Annotated in this window: 1 protein-coding gene (only partly in view); it reads left to right on the top strand. The window is 70.5% G+C overall.

Translation table 11 applies throughout. The features are described 5' to 3' along the window. Positions 1–36 precede the first annotated feature (36 nt). Positions 37–19,887 carry the 5' portion of a WXG100-like domain-containing protein gene (locus ACT89H_RS19105; RefSeq protein WP_445109973.1) on the top strand. 15,393 nt of this gene lie beyond the right edge of the window, so only the first 19,851 of its 35,244 coding nucleotides appear in the window; the start codon lies at positions 37–39; its stop codon lies beyond the right edge, outside the window.

Below are 19,887 nucleotides of genomic sequence, written 5' to 3'. Positions count from 1 at the left end.
TTCGGTGGCCGCACCGGGCCGTCGAGGTAGACGCCCATGGCCATCGAACTGCCTGGCGTACTGAAGTACCTCGAGCCGATCGTCGGCATGGAGTGGCCCGAGGGCAACGAGGACGAGATGTGGGGCCTGGGCGGGGACTGGCGCACCGCCGCGTCCGAGTTGCGTTCGGTCATCCCCGACATCGAGGCGGCCAAGAGCGCGTCGATGACCGCCTACCCTTCGGGCGACGGCTTCGAGGAGATGGTCAAAAGTTTCGACAGCTTCCTGACCTTCAGCGGCAGCGACCCGCAGGACGATCAGACCCTGTCGAAGCTCGCCGACTATTTCACGGAGATCGGCGACTCCGCCTACGACGTCGGCACCGAGATCGAGTACGGCAAGCTGATGTACTGGTCGTCGCTGGCGTTGCTGGCGGCGGAGCTGGCGGCGTCGTTCTTCTCCGGCCCGTTCAAGCCCGCGGTGGACGCGGCGGCCATCGCGGCCACCCGGATCGCGGTCCGCATCATCGGCCAGCGGCTGGTGCAGGCGGTGATCCAGCGGGTCGGGCGGATCGTGGCGAACAAGTTCGTGAAGTTCCTGCTCCGGCATATCGCGATCGACACGATTCTCGGCACCATGCAGGAAATCGGCGTACAGGCCTATCAGGTCGAGCAGGGGCACCGCAAGAACATCAACGTCGAACAGGTCATCGTGACGGCCGTGAGCTCCGCGGCGGGTGGCGCTGCGGCCGGACCGCTCGGCGAGTGGGTCGGCGAGGCGTTGACCAAGCGGGGTGTCAATCCGCTGCTGCACGGTGTGATCACCGGGACGACGGCGGGATTGGCGGGCGCGGCAGCGGGTTTCGGGGCCGCGACCGCGACGCAGTTCGGCTTCGACGTGGCGACCGACGGATTGGACCAGGCGCTGAAGAACCTGGGCAACACGCCGGTCGACTGGCGGATGTTCACCGCCGGAGCCTCCAACGGCGCGATGACGAGCGTCGCCAAGGTCGGTTCCGCGCACCTGTGGAACAAGGTGATGCCGACCACGATGAGCCGTCCCGGCCTGAAAGATCGCGTCGACAGTCTTTTCGCCGACGTGGGCGCACGGGTGGGATCCCGCAACGACGGTGCGGGAACGCCCGGTGCGGGCGACGGCAGCGGGCTCGCTCCCGGCGCCGGGACGCAGAATCCGGCAGGTGCGTCGAACGGTGCGGGCGAGTCGAACAGTGCAGGGGCATCGCGCGCCGGAATGCCCGCCGCGGCCGGGAACGGTGCCACCTCTTCGTCCGGCTCCGCGCGTTCGGACACGTCGCTTTCCGGCGGCGCTGATACCGCTTCGGCTGGGGCGCAGCACGATTCGAGCTCGGGCTCCGAGGGGGCGCGGACGGATGGGAATCAGGCCGCGAACAACGGCGAGTCCACCCCGGCGCGAACGTCCGGTGAGCAGGCCTCGTCTGGTGAGCAGACTGGTTCCGGTGAGCGCGCGTCGTCGGGTGAGCACGCGTCGTCGGGGGATCAGTCGTCGGGTGAGCGGGCTGCGTCGGGTGAGCAGTCGTCGTCGGGTGAGCGGGCTGCGTCGGGTGAGCATTCCACGTCCGGGGAACGGTCCACCACCGGCGAGCGGTCGACGTCCGACACCGGCGCCGGGCTCGCCGACGAAGGAAGACAGGACCGCGGCGCCGGAACCGGCCGGTCCGAGGAGCCGAATATCGCTGCGGGCCAGCATGATAGGGCTACCGACGCGCAGCATGGCACCGTCGACGGCGCGCAGAACCCGCAGACGCGGTCGGTGTCGGATACGCCGCCCTCGGGGGCGACACCGCTCGCGGGCGTTGCGTCGGCCGGCTCCACGGCGACGCCGCACGCGGGGCCGGGCACCGCGGGCGCGCCACCGTCCCCCGGTGTCGCACCGGGCGCGACGCACACCTCGCCTGCTTCAACCGGAGCGAGCGACGCACGGCCCGCGTCGTCCGCCGATTCGCGTGCCCAGACTGTCACCCCGGACAGTAGGGCGGCCGCCGACCGAGGCCGGGCCGGTGTGGCCGATCGCGCCGCCGGTTCCGGCCGCGACGAGCCCGGGGTGCGGGCGGGCAAGACCGACTCCGAAGCGCCGCGAGCCGAATCCAGGCGGGAGAACACCGCGACCCGACAGGTCGGCGAGACCCGCCACGACGGTGAGACGCGCCCGGCGGGTGAGACGCGCCGGGCAGGCGCGGACCGGCCGGAGGGCGAGGCGTCGCGAACCCGCGATACCTCGGAGTCCGAAGACGGCCGGCGCGACACCGCGGAACCGATCGTGCTGCCGCTCGCTGGTGACGCGGGTGAGTCCAGGCCGGTGCGCCGCGCAGGCGCGGATACGGATGGCCGGGCACGCCGCCCGGGCGGGGAAACCGATGGTCCGGCTCGCCGCCGGGGCACGGACACCGATGGACCGGCTCGCCGGGATACGGACGAGACCACTCGGGACGATCCGGAATCCGATGCGCAATCGGATCATCCGAAGAATCGCGGGGAGTGCGCCCGGCTGTCGCTCGCGGAGCTCCAGGAGGCCACCGGGAGCGATACCATCCGGCCGCCGGACGAGCCGGTCGGCGAGCGCGGCATGTCCCTGCGCGAAATCGAGCAGGCCGCGGGCGGCCGCCTGTGGGACTACCCGGACGGCGGGCCGGAGCAGTCTCGTCACCAGGGCATCGCCGACGAATTGCTGCGGGTGGCGGCGGGGATGGACCCGCGCGATGTCGCCGAAGGCCGCGGACCGCGCGCCCTCGTGGTGGACGAATACACCGGCCCGGTCGACGAGCACGGGGTCGGCGCTCATGCCTACACCTTGACCGTGCGCATGCACCCGGACACCGGCGAGTTCCGTATCGAGGTGTCCGATCCGGGAGCGCGGAGCCGCAAGGGGTTTCCGCCCGACGTGCCGGCGGACCTCCGCGCGGTGTCGGCGATCCTGTTCGACGGTCAGGGAAAGGTGGTGTCGCCGAGCGGATCCGACCCGCGCGTGCGACCGGCCGACGAACGCCCGATCTATGGTTCCGACGGCGAGATCGCCGTTCGGCGCGACGACGAAACGCCGAAGCAGTTCCGCGCGCGGCTGCGGGCCGAAATGGCCGACATGCACTCCAGGCGGGCGGCAGAGCAGGCGCGGCGGCTGCGTGACGTGGTGGACCGCATCGACGAGGCGGATCTGCCGGAAGGGGTGACGAAACGGCAGTTGCGGATCAGGGCGGGCCAGGCGGAATGGCATGCCCGCGAGTTCCGCAAGAACGCCGACACCTGGTGGCGGGTCGCGGGTGGGCGTCCCGCGGACGATGCCCCGATACCGCCGCGTTCGTCGTCGGACCCGGTTCCGGACCCGGCGCGGCCGCGCAATGAGGCAGGTTCACCTGATTCGGTTTCGGACCCCGCGCGGTTGCGCAACGACTCGGATGCACCTGACCTGGTGGATGTCCCGCCGGGCGATCGTGAACCGAGCGCCGCGAGTGAAGCGAATCGGCTTTCCGATTCGGCGAGCCGGCAACGCGACGCCGACGACGCGCCGGAAGCGGGTGACCGTAAGGTCGCGCCGCTGGACCGAGGCGATGCGGATGGCGACGACGCACGGCCTGCGCGCGACCGCATCCCGGCACTCGACGAGACGCCCGACTTCCTCGGTGAATCCGACGACGCCGAGCACCGGGGGGAACACGGCGACGACCATGTTCCCGCCGGCATGTACCGCGACGCCGACGGGCTGCTGCACAAGTTCGGTGATCGGCCTGACTCCTACCGCGACCCGGACGGAACGTGGCATCACCAGGACGACGAGCCGGGCACCTACCGCGACGACAGTTTCCGTTTGCACGACGCGGACACCAACGAATACCTCCGCGATCCGCTGACGAACCGGCCTTACCGGTTCCTGGCCGATCCGGGAGACAAGCAGCCGTACACCGTGGTCGACGAGGCGATCGCGGCTCAGATCGCGGAAGCGGTCACCGAGCGGGCGGCGTTGGAGACGCAGCGCGACAAGGCCAATGACGCGGTCAAGCGGCACCTGGCCGAGTTCGGGATCGAGAAGATCAGCGACCTGGCCGAGGAGAAACTCGCCGGGCGCGTGGACGAGCTCGAGCGGGAGATCCTGGAGTCCGATCTCTCCGACGACGAGAAGCAGGCGAAGCTGGATCGTCTCGGCGAGATGGAGCTCAACGCGGAGAAGTTCAACGACCTGGGTCCGTTGCTCGTGAATGCGTCGAAGACGCTCGGCGAGTTGGGCGGAAGGGCGTTCGCCCTCGACGCGGAGCAACGGCCGGGCGCGGTGCTGCTGTCGCCGTTCGACGGCGCGATCGATGGCGCCGATACCGTCGACATTGCGGTGCTCGTCCCCGGTACCGACAGTGGGCCGCCGAAGCTGGTGGTGATCGAGGCCAAGGGTGTCGGTTCGCAGCTCGGCGGCTCGAAAACTGCTGGAGCGCAACAGGGTTCGCCGGAGTACCTGCGCCGCACGGCCGCGATCGACAAGAACTTGCGGCGGATTCTGACCGAGACGCCCGAGGAGATGGCGGCGCGCGGTGTCGATCCGGACAGCGCCGAGGGGAGGGCGCTGGCGCGGGCGCGCGAGCAACTGCTGAAGGCGCATCGGGACGGGACGCTCGAGGTCGAGTACCACCTGGTGCACGCCACCAAGAACGGCGTTGTCACCTCGCGCGAGTTCGATCTCCATCGGGACGGCGTGCTGGTGCGCGTCGATGTCATCGGCGGCATCGATTCACCCGCGCTGGTGCGAACACCGGACCGGGTGCCGCCCGCCGACGCATCGGTTCGTGATGCCGACAGTCCGGTTAGCGGTGCCGACGATTCTGCGCGCGATGCCGACACTCCCGCGCGGGACGCCGACGATTCGTCATCCCCGCCGCAGGACCATGACAGCGACGCGGCGGCCGCCCGCGACGCGGAGCTGCTCGGCGTACCGGGTGAGGACGAATGGTCGCACCTGAGCCCGGAGGAGGTCGGCGAGCGGCTGCAGGAGCACCTGCGCGGCGCGCTGGACAACCCCGACTTCGAGGTCTTCGGGTTCGACCTGGACGGTCTGAATCCCGAGGTGGTACGGGAATATGCCAGGGCGATGGTCGATCTGGTCGATCGGTTCCCGGCCGTCGACCTGCACGGCATCGGTATCGGCGGGCTGCCGCCCGAGGTGATCGGCATGGCGCAGCCACGGCTGGACGCCTCCGGCCACATGTTCACCGAATCGATCGTCCTCAGCTACGACCATGCCACCGGGGCACAGACGTTCCGGGATCGGATGCGGATCGGTGTGGACAACGGCCGGTTCTCCCCGGAAGTGCTGCGCCGTCCGGTCCGGGCCGTAGTGGCGCACGAATACGGGCACGCGCTCGACTACGCCAGCCAACAGAGCGCGCGGCATCAGGCCGAGGAACACCTGTACGAGCGCTATCTCGACGACGAAACCCGCGACCCCCGGCTGGCTTTCGAGGATTGGCTGCACCAGCTCAGCGGCCACAGCTTCGACCACGAGGGCAACCTGCGCCCGGAAGAGGCGCTGCCCGAGGCGTTCGCGGATCACGTGCTGCGTGGCGAGCACGATGAATCGGCAAGCGCCCCCGCCCGAGCGCTGCACGACCTGCTGACCCGGTTGGCCGCCGCGCCGCCGGAGAACAGCGACGCGCCGCTCTCGCTCGCGGCCGACCACGTCGACGTCCCGAATGATGGTTCCGAGGCGGACGCTCGATTGCCGGATGATGTGGACGCGGCCACGGCATGGGCGAACCGCGAGTACGACCGGATGCTGGGCCAACGGCACCGGCTCACCCGCGAGATGGAGTTCTGGCAGGCCAAGCGCGACGACCGGGCCACCAGGTTGCTGGAGGTCGACGATCCGGAGAGTGCGCTCGGTACCCGCGAAGCGCTGGCCGACACGATGCGGCGGCTGGACGAGGCCGCCGCCCGCCGGACTGTCGACATCGCTGCGCTGGGCGAGGACGCGGGCGGGCAGGTCAGCGAACAGCGCTCGGCCGCCGATCGCATGCGGCGGTTGCGGGACCTGACCAAGCTGGAGGAGGCCGCCCAGCAGGTCGTCCAACTGCGTGAGCGGATCGCGGTGCTGGACAGTCGGCTCGGGGAACTGGTCCGCGACGGCGCGGTCGAGGGCAGGCCGCTGCTGGCGGATGCCCTTGCGGAGCAGCATCGATCGGCCGCCGAGCGCGCCCGCGAGCTGGTGCGGATCAAACCCCGCCGCGGCATGCGCGACGATCTGGCGCGGCGGCTGGGCCTCGTGGACGAGCACGGTGTCGTCGACGAGGCCGCCCTGCGACCGGATCGGTTGGCGGACACGATCGAGCGGCTCTCGTCCGAGCACCCCGACCGGTCCGACCAGATCGGCATGCTCGACGAGGTGGCCGGCGAGGTCAACGAGGCGGACAACCGGATCGGCCGGATCCAGGATCGGATGGCGCAGCTCGCCGGCGCCGGACGCCGGGACATCGAAGCCGCGGGCGGACGGATGCGGACCGACTGGGTCGGCGTGGTCGACGGTGAGCCGCCCCGGATCGTCGTCTACGGTCCGCGGGAGCCGCTGACGCCTGGGGCCGGGCGCAATGGCATGAACGAGCACGACCTCGCACTCCAGCACGCCCTGCACACCTCCGACACCGTGGTACGCGCGATGACGCATCCGGATGTCACGGTGGAGTACCGCCGGGTCAGCTCCGACCGGACGGGCGACTGGAGGATCGCTGACCTCCCCGGCCCGGAGTTGCTGCACCCCAGGGGCCGAGACCGGCCGATGTCCCGCCGTCTGGACCTGGCGATGTGGCTCGCCGCGAACGGCGAGTGGCAGCAGGTCGATCCGTCCCGGCCGGATTGGCGACAGAACCGCCGCGGTGTGGCCGAGCACGACTTCGAGAGTCGCGTCCTGCCGGAAGGCATCAGCGGCTGGGCCGTGGACCAGATCCAGGCGACGGTGCACGACTGGCTCGCCGACCCGCCGCCGCCGGATCCCACGATGCGTGATCCGCACAGTCCGCCGCCGCCCGCGCGGATCGACGCGGATCTGCTGCCGCACATCCCCGGCGGCGGGTCGCCGGTCAACCCGGGCGACATCCCCACCTACGAGATGCCGTTCTCCGGTGCGATCTCGGCCACGATGCGCGTGATCATCGAGACGGCGAAGCTGTCGGGCTTCACCTGGTTCGCCGATCGGGACAACCCGGGCAGCATCCGGCCGGGCTTCAAACGCCATCCGTGGTTCCGCGCAGCCAAGTCCGAGCACCAGCCGTTCGTCCGTCCGGTCGAACCGGACGACGTCACCGACGACCGGGGCGCCCCGGAGCAGTTGCGCGACCGGGCGCGGCAGCGGCGGGCGGACTGGGCCCGCGTACAGAGCTGGACCGATGAGCAGTACCAGCGTTTCCTCGGTGACACCGACGACGTCGACCGGATCGCCGAGCGGGTGCGCGAGCAGCATCAGCGGGAGCGCGACGCGGCAGCGCGGGAAGTCGTCGATGTGCTCCGCCGCCGGGTGCTACCCCATGCCGCGGTCGACCCGACCGGCGATCCGGCCGCACAGCTGACCAGGCTCCGTGGCGCCATAGATGCGGCGAACTCCATGCTGGAACGGCATTTCGCTGGTCCGCTCGACGCGGCACAGCGGCGGCGCGTCCTCGGCGACGTCGTCGACCTGATGGTGGGCGACGCCGATGCCGATACCCTGCGCGCCGCCCTGCGCGATCACATGCGCACGCAAACACCGGATCTCACCGCCGACGACATGCGGCAGATCAAGAAGCTGCTGATGGAGGACGAGCTGCTGATGCTCGACCCGGACAGTGGGCAGCTCGAGTGGCGGCAATTGGATCGGCTGGCGCATGTCGCCGAGGCGTGGGATCGGCTCGCGAACGGCGCTCCCGTGCCGGCGGACTTCCGGCTCGTCGCCGATGCGCGGGCATGGTCGGAGCTGGCGCGCAGGTTCCGCGCGGAAAGCGACTACAACGTCACCTGGCACGAGATCTACGAGGCCGTGGCACGGCTCGAGGGGCCGCACTGGGACGATCGGCGCCCGCCGCTGTCGGATTGGCGTGCCGACATCCCGTACGCGCCGCCGTTGCCCGATCATCTGGCCGACGGGCCGCGGTCGTCGGAAGACTCCGTCGCGCAACGTTCTCCGGCTGTCGATCCGGTGCGCGATCCGGTGCTGGAAGGGACGCTTACGAAGCTCGAGGCGACCGTCGAGCGGATGCGCCGGATGGACGCGGAGTGGGCGGCGGAGTCCGAGCGCGCGGCGCAGTCGCCGGATGCGTCCGGCCCACACCGTGTTCCGGGCGACGAGCCGCTTTCCCGTGACGCCGTGCTGGACGGGATGCTGGAGAATCTCGAGGCCACGGTTGCGCGCATGCGCCGGATGGACGGGGCGTGGGCGGCCTCGCAGGACGGGGAGCGTCGTGCGGACGAGGCGCCACCGGACGAATCGGGGGAGGACGGCCCCGAAGCAGCGGGTGGGGTGCGGCCGAGCGGGCCTGGGTCCGAGCCGCCCTCGACGCCCGCACGGGCGGCGGACGAACCGGGCACGCCGGATCAAGCGCAGCGTCCGGATGGTTCGTGGCGTTCCGAGCCGGATGAGGATGTCGCGGCTGATGTTCGTGACGCCGAGCTGCTCGGCGCGCCGGCCGGCGACGAGTGGTCGCGGTTGAGCCCGTTGGAGGTCGGGGAGAAGCTGCGTGACGAGTTGCGTCGGCTGACGCGCAATCCCGAGTTCGAGGTGACCGGCTTCGACCGTGATGGCCTCAATCCGGTGGCGGTGCGCGAGATTGCTCGCGCGATGGTCGAGTTGCACCGCAGCTTCCCGGGGGTCGATATCCGCGGGTTCGGTATCGGTGACCTGCCGGACGGGGCGGTGATGGCGACCCGGTCCGGGGTCGAGAATGGACGCCGGTTTGTCGAGTCGTTCACGATGAATGCGGAGCATGTGTCGAGTGCGCGGGAGCTGCGGGATGCGGTGGCCGATCGGGTGCGCGACGGGTTGTCGGCCTCGGCTGCCGCGCGTCGGCCCGCGTACGCCATCGTCGTCGACGAGTTCGGCCGCGCGCTGGACGCCGCGGGTGACCACGCCGCGAGCCGCGAAGCCGAGAGCCAGCTGATCCTCCACAACCTGCTCAACAGGGGATCGATGGATGGTTTGCGGGACTGGTTGCGCGGCGCGGGCCTCAGCGGCGCGAGCCTGACTTCCGGGGAGATCGATTGGTCCAGGGCGGTGGCCGAGGCGTTGGTCCAGGTGGCCGCCGATGGCCTGCAGAACGTGGCCGAGCCTGTCGGTATCTTGTACGGGCGGTTCGCCGACTCGGTCGACGCGTGGGTGCTCGGCGCGCCGGCCGGCGACGAGTGGTCGCGGTTGAGCCCGTCGGAGGTCGGGGAGAAGCTGCGTGACGAGTTGCGTCGGCTGACGCGCAATCCCGAGTTCGAGGTGACCGGCTTCGACCGTGATGGCCTCAATCCGGTGGCGGTGCGCGAGATTGCTCGCGCGATGGTCGAGTTGCACCGCAGCTTCCCGGGGGTCGATATCCGCGGGTTCGGTATCGGTGACCTGCCGGACGGGATGATGGCAGTGACGGGGTCCGGGTTCGAAGACGGACGTGGGCACCCGAAGACGATGACGGTGAGCGCGGAGTTCGTGTCGAGTGCGCGGGAGCTGCGGGATGCGGTGGCCGATCGGGTGCGCGACGGGTTGTTGCCTTCGGCTGCCGCGCGTCGGCCCGGGTACTCCATCGTCGCCAACGAGTTCGTCCACGAATTGGTTCACTCGCCGAGAGTTTTCGGCGACCCCGCCGTGCTGCGCGAAGCCCAGGGCCGGCTGTGGGACCACTACGCGGAAAACCATCCGGGTGACGTGGCGATGGGTAGTTTGCGGGACTGGTTGCGCGGCGCAGGCCTCAGCGGCGCCGGCCTGACTTCTGGGGAGATCGATTGGTCCAGGACGGTGGCCGAGGCGTTGGTCCAGGTCGCTGCCGATGGCCGTCAGAACGTGACCGAGCCCGTCGGTATGTTGTACGACCGGTTCGCCGACTCGGTCGACGCGTGGGTGCTCGGCGCGCCGGCCGATGACGTGTGGTCGCGGCTGAGCCCGTCGGAGGTCGGGGAGAAGCTGCGTGACGAGTTGCGTCGGCTGACACGTAATCCCGAGTTCGAGGTGACCGGCTTCGACCGCGAAGGTCTCAACGCCGAGATCCTCCGGGAATGGGCCCGAGCGATGGTCGACGTGTTCACGCGGTTTCCTGGAGCAGAGCTGAATCGAATCGTCGTCAGCAGCGATATGCCCTCGCGAACCGTCGCACAAGTCCCCTCGAAAATCAGCGTCGGCTACCGGTATTACCCCGACGCCGTGCAGATCAACGCGGACCATGCCACGAGCGCAGTCGCCGCCCGCCAGACCGCGGGGCCATATTATCTGCGACAGGGTATGGCGGACAGACCAGTGCGAGCGATCGCGCTGCACGAGTTCGGCCACGTCCTGGACTCCAGCGGCAGCTTGTACGCTTCGCGTAAGCTCGACCAGGCGCTGTGGGACCACTATGAGTCCACTCAGCCGGGGGAGCTGACCACAGAGGGGTACGTGGCGTGGCTGCGGGATCATTTCAGCCCGTACTCACTTCACCAGTCCGGTATGCCCAACCAAATGGAGTTGTTGGCCGAGGTATTCGCCGAAGTCGAGTCGCGTGGCCGCGACAGGGTGAGTGAACCCATGCGGGTGGCCTACGACTTGCTGGTCGAAGCATTCGACCGGGGTACGCAGCGCGGTCGGATCGGCCGCTCCGTCGACGGGTACCTGGGGGCGCATTTCCGGCCCCGCGGAACGGGGGGCACCCCGCGGCATACGTTCTCGCCCGAGCCCGAGCGGTCGCCGCTGCCTGCGCATCTGGACGACGGTCGGCGGTCACCGGAAAGCTTTGCCGCACAGCGTCCTGGGGACGCGGGGGCGGCGCATGATCCGCTGCTGCGTGGGATGTCCGATCCGGAGTCGACGGTTGAGCGGATGCGTCGGAGGGACGCGCAGTGGGAGGCCGCGCAGGACCCGACGCCCCGGACCGACTCGCCACCGCACGAGACCGGTGCGCGCTATGAGGACGGGGCCGGTGGTGAGTGGCTGCAGTCCGGTGGTGCGGTCCGGCCGCGCAACATGTTCGATATCGATGCTCAGCAGGCGTGGGCCGAGCGGGCTTACGACCACTTCCGTGCCGCTGACAGCGACGTCGTCCGGATGGTGAATGAACTCGCGGACACGCCTCGTTCCGACGGTTCGACCGGCTTCGGCTTGGACGAGATCGAGCGGGTCAAAGAGCATCTGTTCCGAAAAGAGCATCCACTCACGGTCTACGACGACAACGGGAACGAAATCGGGACGAGAGTGGCGCGATATGACGCCGATGCCGATATCGCCGAGGCATGGATGCGGTTGTCCACGGGTCGTGCCCGGCCCAGTGACATCATTTTGCTGGAACATGAAATTGTCGAGCAGCAATACTACGCTGACCATCCTGGGGCCCCGTATAGCGAGGCGCATGCGGAAGCCAACAAGGAATTCAATTGGGAATCTCTCCCGCCGGAGAGATCCGGCGAGAATATATCCGAATGGAGCGCCGAAAATGGCCATTCACTTGGTGTTTCGGAAGTCGGCCGAGACGGATCGGGAAGTGACGTATCGGTTCGGGGGCGCGAACGATCAACTGAATCGGGAACTGACGATCGACAAAGCGGATTACACCGTCACAGTGGCGGACGGGAGGACCGACCGGCTGGCGATCAAGGCGGCCGGAATGGCGATCACGCGGCACCGCAAGGACGGGATCTGGCTACCGGCGGGGAACTTCCAGGCGTAGCTGACGCCCGGCCCGTCGATCTCGGCGACCTGCGCGCCGACGAGCCCGGCACGCCCGGTGGCGATGAAATCAGGTCGTACGACTTCGCTCGACCGGACGACGGGCAACCCGACGGTTGGCACCACCGCCCCACCGATATCGCCGCGGCGGAAGTGCGGGAAGTGCTGGCGCGCAGCGAGGTCGGCAGGCAAGCGCTCGCCCGGCTGCGCGACCTCGGGGCGGCCGTACGGTTCGAGGAACCCGGCGACGGTCCGGGAGACCCGGACCGGTTCGACGGGCGGACGATGGAAGTGTTCATCGGCACCCGTGGGCGCGACCAGCTGGCGCAGGCGGCGGCGGTCGTACGGGCGGCGGAGCTGGCCGGTGCGGTCGCCGAGGGCAGGCTCGAGGTGCGTCCGGCCCGCATCCGCGAGCTGGATCGGGCCGATCACATCGCCGCGCGGGTGCGGGTGGAAGCCGAGGCACTCGGCCGCCAAGCCGAATTCCACCGGCAGATGCGCGCGGCCGGTTACGACCCGTACGGCGGGCCGGTGCGCGATGTGGTCGATGCCGCGCAGCGCGGCGCGCTGGAAGCGGCCTACCTGGATGTCTTCGATGCGCCGGATCGCTCGTCTGCGGTGGACGACCCGGTGCACCGGGCGATTCGCGGCGCGGAAGCGGCTCGGCTGACCGCGCGGCGGGACGCTGTGGCTGCGGCGGTGGACGCGGCGCGTGTCCTGCGTGCGGAGGCGGCACGCGGCCTGGCCGGCGACGGGGAACTGGGCACCCGCGCCGCGCTGGCCGACACGATGGAGCAGTTGTACGGCCGGACGGTCCGGATCGACCAGTCCAGCGCCTGGCGCGACCGGTTGTCGGAGCTGGAGCGGGCGGCACTGCGGGTCATCGATCTCCAGGACGTGCTGGCTCGTGCCGACGCGGACCTGCGTCACGTAATCGACCTGGACTCCCCTGAGCGGCAACGGGATTCGAGAGCTGATCCGGCACGACGGCGTGCGGCCGCCGTGGACGAGTTGCTGGCCGATTCGCGGTTCGACGACCCGGCGGATCCACGCACGGGAGTCAGCGGCAGGCACGAGGCGGGCGAGGAATGGGACGCCGCGCAGCGCTCGCGCGCATCCGTGGAAACGGCGGAATACACTCCCTCCGATCTCGCGACGGCCCGCGATCTGGAGCGGCTCCAGCGGGCCGAGGCGGCGGCCCGGCGTGAGGTGGCACGGATCGAATCCGACTGGGATCGCGCGTTCCGGCGGCTGAAAGACGGATTCAACCTTCCGGACGACGAGATTCCGGCCACCCGGCAGGAAATCTTCGACATGCTCCGGGAACGATCCGAGCGCATCGACATCTGGAACGGCACCAGCTACGTGCTGCTGCTCGCGGATCTGACCGCACAGCACACGCGGGTGAGCGCGGAGCACGCCCGTCTCCTGGGCGAGATCACCGACCTCGTGCGGCGGGACCTGTCCGCCCGCGCCGCCCTCGCCGGGGACCCGCCGCCCACCGACCTCCGGGTACACCTTGACGAATCCGGTGACCTGCACGTCCTTCGAGACGCCGCCGACGCCCCTGGGACGGACGCACCGCCCGATCCGGCCCGGTACCGGGCGGGCGAGGGGACACATCCGCGGACGATCACCGAGCACGCGGGCGCACTGCTGCGCGAGGCGCTGGTCGAACTCAGCGGCAGCCCGCAGGGCAGATGGGCTGCGAGCACGCTCGAGCGGCTCGGTGTGGACATCCGCTTCAGCACCGAATCCGAGGCGAACATCCGTCGCATGGACAGCGGCCGATACGGTCTGCGCCCGGACGCGGGCTACCACGTCGTCACCAATACGGTTGTGCTGGAATCCGATGCCGGATCCGAGCGGCACGCCGCGGAACTGGTGCGCGCGGCGCGGCTGGCCGAGCAGGCGAACCAGGCCGCGGGCGAACCGCTGGAGCGGCTGGCCCTTTCCCGCGACGAATACGTCGACCTGATGCTGGACCGGATGGCCGAGGCGTACGCCCTGATGTACGCGGGCAACGCCGACGAGACCGGCGCGACCGACCTGAACCGGATCGGCGTCGACGACCTGGAACGCGCCTACGCCAAGGCCTACGACGACGCACTGAAGTACGCCGAGAAGACGTACTGGAAGTCCGGCGTCGTCCGGTCCTACCCGCTCTACCATCGGGCCGCCTTCCGCGCCGGTGTGCGCGCCGTGCGCGAGCACCTGAACCACCTCGGGCCGCAGGTCGGCCGGCGCGACTACGGCGACCACTTCGGCGCGGCGTGGGACCGGGCGCACGGCATCGCGCCGACCGACCGCGTCGCCGCTGCCGACGCACCGGTGCGCGACAGCCGCGCCCGCGTCGCCGAGCGCGCCACCCATGTCGCGCTGGAGATCGAAAGCCTGCGCATGCTGCGCGATCTGGGCGAATACGTCCCGGTCAGCCCGGCCGAACGCGCGTACACCGAGGCCTACGACAAGGCGTATCCCAAGGCGGAGAAGGCGCATAGCCGCAACCCCGAGGCCCTGCCGCCGGAGGAGGCCGCCTACCGGGCGGGCCGCGAGGCGGTACGGCGCTATCTCGACCGGGTTGGAGTGGACCGGGCCGAGATCGCCCTCGATGTCGTCCGCGCCGCGGGCAACGAGGACGAGTCGCGCTGGGGTTATCCGGAAGCGCGCGAGGACGGGGCCACACAGCATCCCGACGGCCCCGCGACTCGCGAGATCGAACGCCACGACGACGCCGACCTGGCCCGGCGCGTGCTCGATCAGGAATTCGACAGCGAGCCGCATCCGGAGCGACTCACCGACCGCGTCGCACGCTACCCGGCCGATTCCGAGCCGGGGCGGCGGCCGCGCCTGGTGGTGGTCGCCGAACCCGGGCAGCACCTCGACGCCCTGCGCGAACTGGCGGCGAGCCACCCGGAACTCGCCGACGTGCTCTGGGACCGGTCGCACGATCTCGACTACCGCAACGCCGTGCGCGGGGCAGGTGGCCTGCCGACCATGCACCACATCACGGTCACGGCGGCCGAGGGGCCCTACCGTCACCCCACCAGGAGCGAAGCGCTCACGCAGATGCTGGCGCAGTATCTGCGCTACCGGGCGGAGGGCCGGACCCATCTCGGGTTCGAGGAGTGGCTGAAACAGCTCGGCCCCGACGCGTTCTACACCGCCGAGGACGGCAAGCGGGCCAGTGGTACCAACCGCCAGGGTTTCCACGTGCCGGGCAGGCTGACCGAAGGCTTCCATGAGGCGGGATACCGCACCGCGGCCCACGCCGACCCGCCGTTGACGCCACCGCATCCGGCCGAGGTCGCTCACCGGTTGTACACCCGCCGGATCCCGCTGCCCAGCGACTCGGGGATTCCTCGCCCGCCGCAACACGAGCTGGCAATCTTCCGAGTCGGGAAGACGGTGCTGAGCATCCATTTGGAGCCCGACGGCAACGGCGGCTGGCGGGTGCCCGCTCCGCTGTCGAACCGATCGGAATCCGATGTCCTGTCGACGCATCTGCAAGGTTTGGCCGCGCCCGATCGGAGGAAGCTGGTCGCCCGCATCGTCGAGTTGCTCGGCGACGGTTCGGCGGACCTGACCGATCGCAGTCAGCCGCGCAACAGGCTCGGCCGGTTCATCGATCGGCTCAGGCAGGGCAGCGCGGGGACCACAGAAGACGGTCGGCGCCGGCACGACGATCGATCCACGGACGGCGGCGAACGCCCTCGGGCCGACCGGGACCGGATGGCGGACGATTCCGCGCGTGCCGCACGTCCGCCCGAGGACATCGCACCCGACGTGACCGATGCCGAGGTGCTCGGTGTCCCGGGTGCGGACGAGTGGTCGCACCTGAGTACGCACGAGGTCGGCGAGCTGCTACAGGGTCGGCTGCGGGAGGCCATGGGCAACCCCGAGTTCGAGGTGTTCGGTTTCGATCTGCCCGGTCTCGACCCCGAAGTCGTGCGGGAATACGCCAGGGCCATGGTCGACATGTACGAGCGGTTCCCGCACGTCGATCTGCGCAGTGTCGGCATCGGCGAGCTGCGCGAGGGCGAGCTCGGGTGGGCCGACGGCGCCATCGACGAGGTCACCGAGTCCGTCTACACCAGGGCGATCGTCCTCAGCTACGACCATGCGACGAGCGCACGGGACTTCCGCGCGGCGGTGTACAACGCCGTCGGAAACGATCAGTTCAAGCCGATGATGTTGCGGCGGTCGGTCTACGCCACCGTGGTGCACGAATACGGTCACGCGCTCGACCACTACGGCAACCTCGCCGCCCGGCACCGGGCCGAGCGCCACCTGCTCGACCTCGCCGCCGCGGACCCGGACGCCGATTTCGGTGCGTGGCTGCGGGAGCTGAGCGGATACAGCCTCGACCACGAGGGCCTGCTGGACGCGCACGAGGCGATGGCCGAAGCCTTCGCCGAGGTCGTCCTCCGCGACCTGCTCGATGACCTGGGCCCGGCAGGCAAACCCGTGCGCGCGCTGCACGACTTGCTGTTGGAGCACGCGCGCAATCGTGTCGAGCTGGGCCGCGACGTCCCAGCGCCGGCCAACGACCGCTTGGTGCTCGACGACCCTGTCGACCGGGTCCGTGACCTGCTCGGGCAGACCGAGTTCGGCAAGCAGATCCTGGCGAGTCTGGACCACGGCCCGACCCGCATCCGGTTCGAAGACCAGGCGCAGGACGGGCGGGCCGGCGAGTTCCGCCGCCGGGAGCTGGCCGCGCTGGCCTTCACCGCGGGCAACTCGCAGGTGCGCCAGGCGCTGACGCTGGCGCACGAATCGCTGCACGCCCAGCGGTACCTCCAGCGGACGACCGCGAACACGCCCGAGCACATCCGCACGATGTCGCGGGAGGAGTTCGTCGACGCGATGATCGACGAGGAAGCCGCCGCCACCGGGCGGCACTTCCGGCTCGCGCGGGAACTGCGGGCGCTCGGTTACGAGATCGCGGAGCATCCGCTCGAGCAGCGCTACAACGAAGTGTTCGACCAGGTGATCGAGAACAGCGGCCGGGACAAGCCGTGGACTCGCACCGAGGCCCACGAACATGGCGTCGCGGTCCTGCGCGACCTCATCGGTCGAGTCGAATGGCACAACGGGCAGACCTACGCCGGCTACTACGGAAACGCCTGGGACGAAGCCAATACCGTCCGGGACGGTGCGGCGGAGCCGGGCAGGCACCGGCCACTGTCGTCGGTCACCGCGGACGAGCTGTGGCAAAGCGCGCTGCACCGCCAGGACGCCCGGCTGCGGGCGCGGGAGGTCGCCGAGGAATTCACCCGGCGAGCCGAGGCGGTCTTCGGCGAGGGCTCGGGCGACCGCACGCGCGCGGAGATCGAGCGAGCACTGCGGGCGGCCGAGGCCGAGCTGGACACCACGACCTGGGTCGACCACGGCGCGGAGGTGCTGCGCAGGCAGAACGATCTGCGCGTCCTCGCCGACCTGGCGGATCTGCGGGACCACGCGCAGGCCCGACTCGAGGCACGCACGCACAGTCTCGCCGCGCTGGCCGCGCGGGATGTGCTCGGTGCGGTCGTCCGCGGCGAATCGGGTGCCAGGGTGCTCACCGATCACCTCGCCTATCTGCCCGGCGAGCCGGACCGGCTGGTGGTCGCCGCGGAACCGGGCGACCACCAGCGGGTCATGCGGGAGGCCGAGCGCGACCCGTTCGCCGCGGCGCTGCTCGGCCGCGACGAGGTCGGCCGCAGATACCTCGAGGTCGAGACCGACGACTTCGGCCGGGTGCGGGTTCGATCGATCGACGCACCCGATGCGGCCGCGCCGCGCGAACCCGTCGCCGATAGCCCGCCGCGCGACCTGTCCGGGGCCGCGGCGATCGAGCGGACGGCGCGGATCAGGGCGGAAATGGCGCGGACCGAGCTCGGCCGGGAGCTCGACCAGGCACTGACCACCCACCAGGTGACGATCGAGTACCAGTCGGGTGCGCCGGACCGCTACTACCCGGCCCAGCGGCGACTGGTCCTCGACCCCGGACTGTCGGACACCGACCAGATGCGCGCGCTGTTGCGGGCCGGGCTGCACGCCGAACTCGCCCACGCGCGCGACCTGCCCAACGCCGCCCAGGCCAGGATGCAATCGTCGCGGCGCAAGTACGTCGCCCTCATGCTCGACCTGGAGACCGCGGCGCACGTGATGGAATTCGCCGCGCTCGGTGAGCTGCGCGCGGCGCTGCACGACATCCCGGAAACCCCGTTCGAGCGCGCGTACACCGACGCTTTCGACGCCGCACGCGAGGCGGCCGCGGCGGCCGAGCCGGACGCCACGCCCGAGCGCCTCGACGACCTGGCGCGCGAGGCCGCGTTCGACGTGGTGCGCCCACTGATGGACACCCAACTCGTCGGCCCGGACCAGACCTACGCCGAGTTCTACGGTGCGGCCTGGGACGACGCGAACGGCCACCGCCCGTTCGACCGGGTCGTCCAAGACGCGATCGCGTCCGGCGCGGCCGAGGTGACCGTGCTGCGCGAGGGCGATTCCCGGCACAGCGCCGAGCGGGTGGAGCGGGTCCGGTTCGCCAACGGCACCGAACTCGTCCGCAAGATCGTCGTCGACCCGCGCCACGCGGTCGCCGAGGTGCTGACCAGCGTGCTCGGTCGCGCCATCGACGCGCCCGTACCCGAGTCGGTGCTCGACCTGCACGATCCGACCGTTGTCTACCAGCAGGTGATGCCGGGCGAACCGGCCGCCGACCGGCACCGCGGCATCCTCGATCCGCATGAGCTCGGCTACGCCGATTCGGTGCCGGGCCGCGCGCTCGGACTGCTGGACACCCTGGTCCGCATCCCGGACCGGGACCGCTTCGGCTGGCTCGCCGGTCCGGATCGCGAGGTCGCCGGAATCGACCACAGTCGCTCCTTCGACAGCAGCGACGAGGCGCGCGCGGCCATCAGCCCGTTCGCCGACGGATTCCTGGTCCGCGCCGACGACGGCACCGTGCGTTACCGCGACAACCCGCTGACCCGCGAGGCCGTCGACATCCTCATCGACCGGGTTGCGGTGCTGCGGCCGCAGTTCGAGCGGTACGGCCGCGGCGGCTGGCACGACCTGGTCATGGAACGGCTGGCGCAGGTGCGCGAGCATGCGCGCGACGTCGGCCCGGTGCAGCGGTCCGAGCCGCCCAAGCTCTACACACCGATCGGCGGCGACGACGACATCGTCCGCGTGGTCCCCCGCACCGAGCAGACCTACGACTGGCGGGACAACGACGACCACGGCATCTACGCCACCTTCGACCCCTTCGAGGGCATCCTGCGCGTCCGCCTGCGCGTGTCGGACGGCCCGACGGACAGCGCGACCATGTTCGCGGACGCGATCTCGGAACTCGGCGCACAGCGGGCACACGAGATCCACGGCGAGTGGCAGCGGGAGGGCGACTTCGACGCCCTCGACGCCGACCGGCACGACCTCTACCGAACGGCCGAGGAAGCCGTGGCCCGGACCGTCCTCGGCCGGCTGGCCGCCGAGCACGGCTTCACCGAGGTGCGGATCGAGCCCGCCGGTCCCGGCGAAAACACTGTGCCCATAGTGCGTTTCACCAAGCCGGAGTTCGCCCGCGCCGACACCGGTTCGACGCCGGACGAAGCCGGCGCACCACACCACCCCGACGCCGGGAACCCGGAACCGGCGACGCAGGACGCGGCCGACGCCGACCGCACCGCCGATCAGCCGGAGCGGACGGACACCGACGAGCTCGGCACCGAAGAGCTGTGGCAGCTGGGCCGGATCGACATCGCCACCAACCAGGTGTGGCAGATGCTCGAGCAGAGCACTGTCGGGCGCGAGGCGGCGCACGTGCTCCGCGCGGAGGGCGCCCGGGTGCGGTTCGCCGATCTCGGGAACGAGATCGGCGAGGCGGACGCGTTCGACCGGCGCACCATGGACATCCTGGTCGACACGCATGACCGCGGACAGGTCGAGCTGGCCGCCGAGCTCGTCCGGCTCGCCGCCCTGACCGAGGCGATCCGCGACGGACAGGTGGAGGTCACCCCGGCCCGCATTCGGGGCACGACACGCGAGGACTAC

Source organism: Nocardia aegles (genome assembly GCF_052545135.1).
The sequence above is the reverse complement of the archived record's forward strand: the minus strand, read 5'-3'. Positions and strand labels throughout refer to the sequence as shown.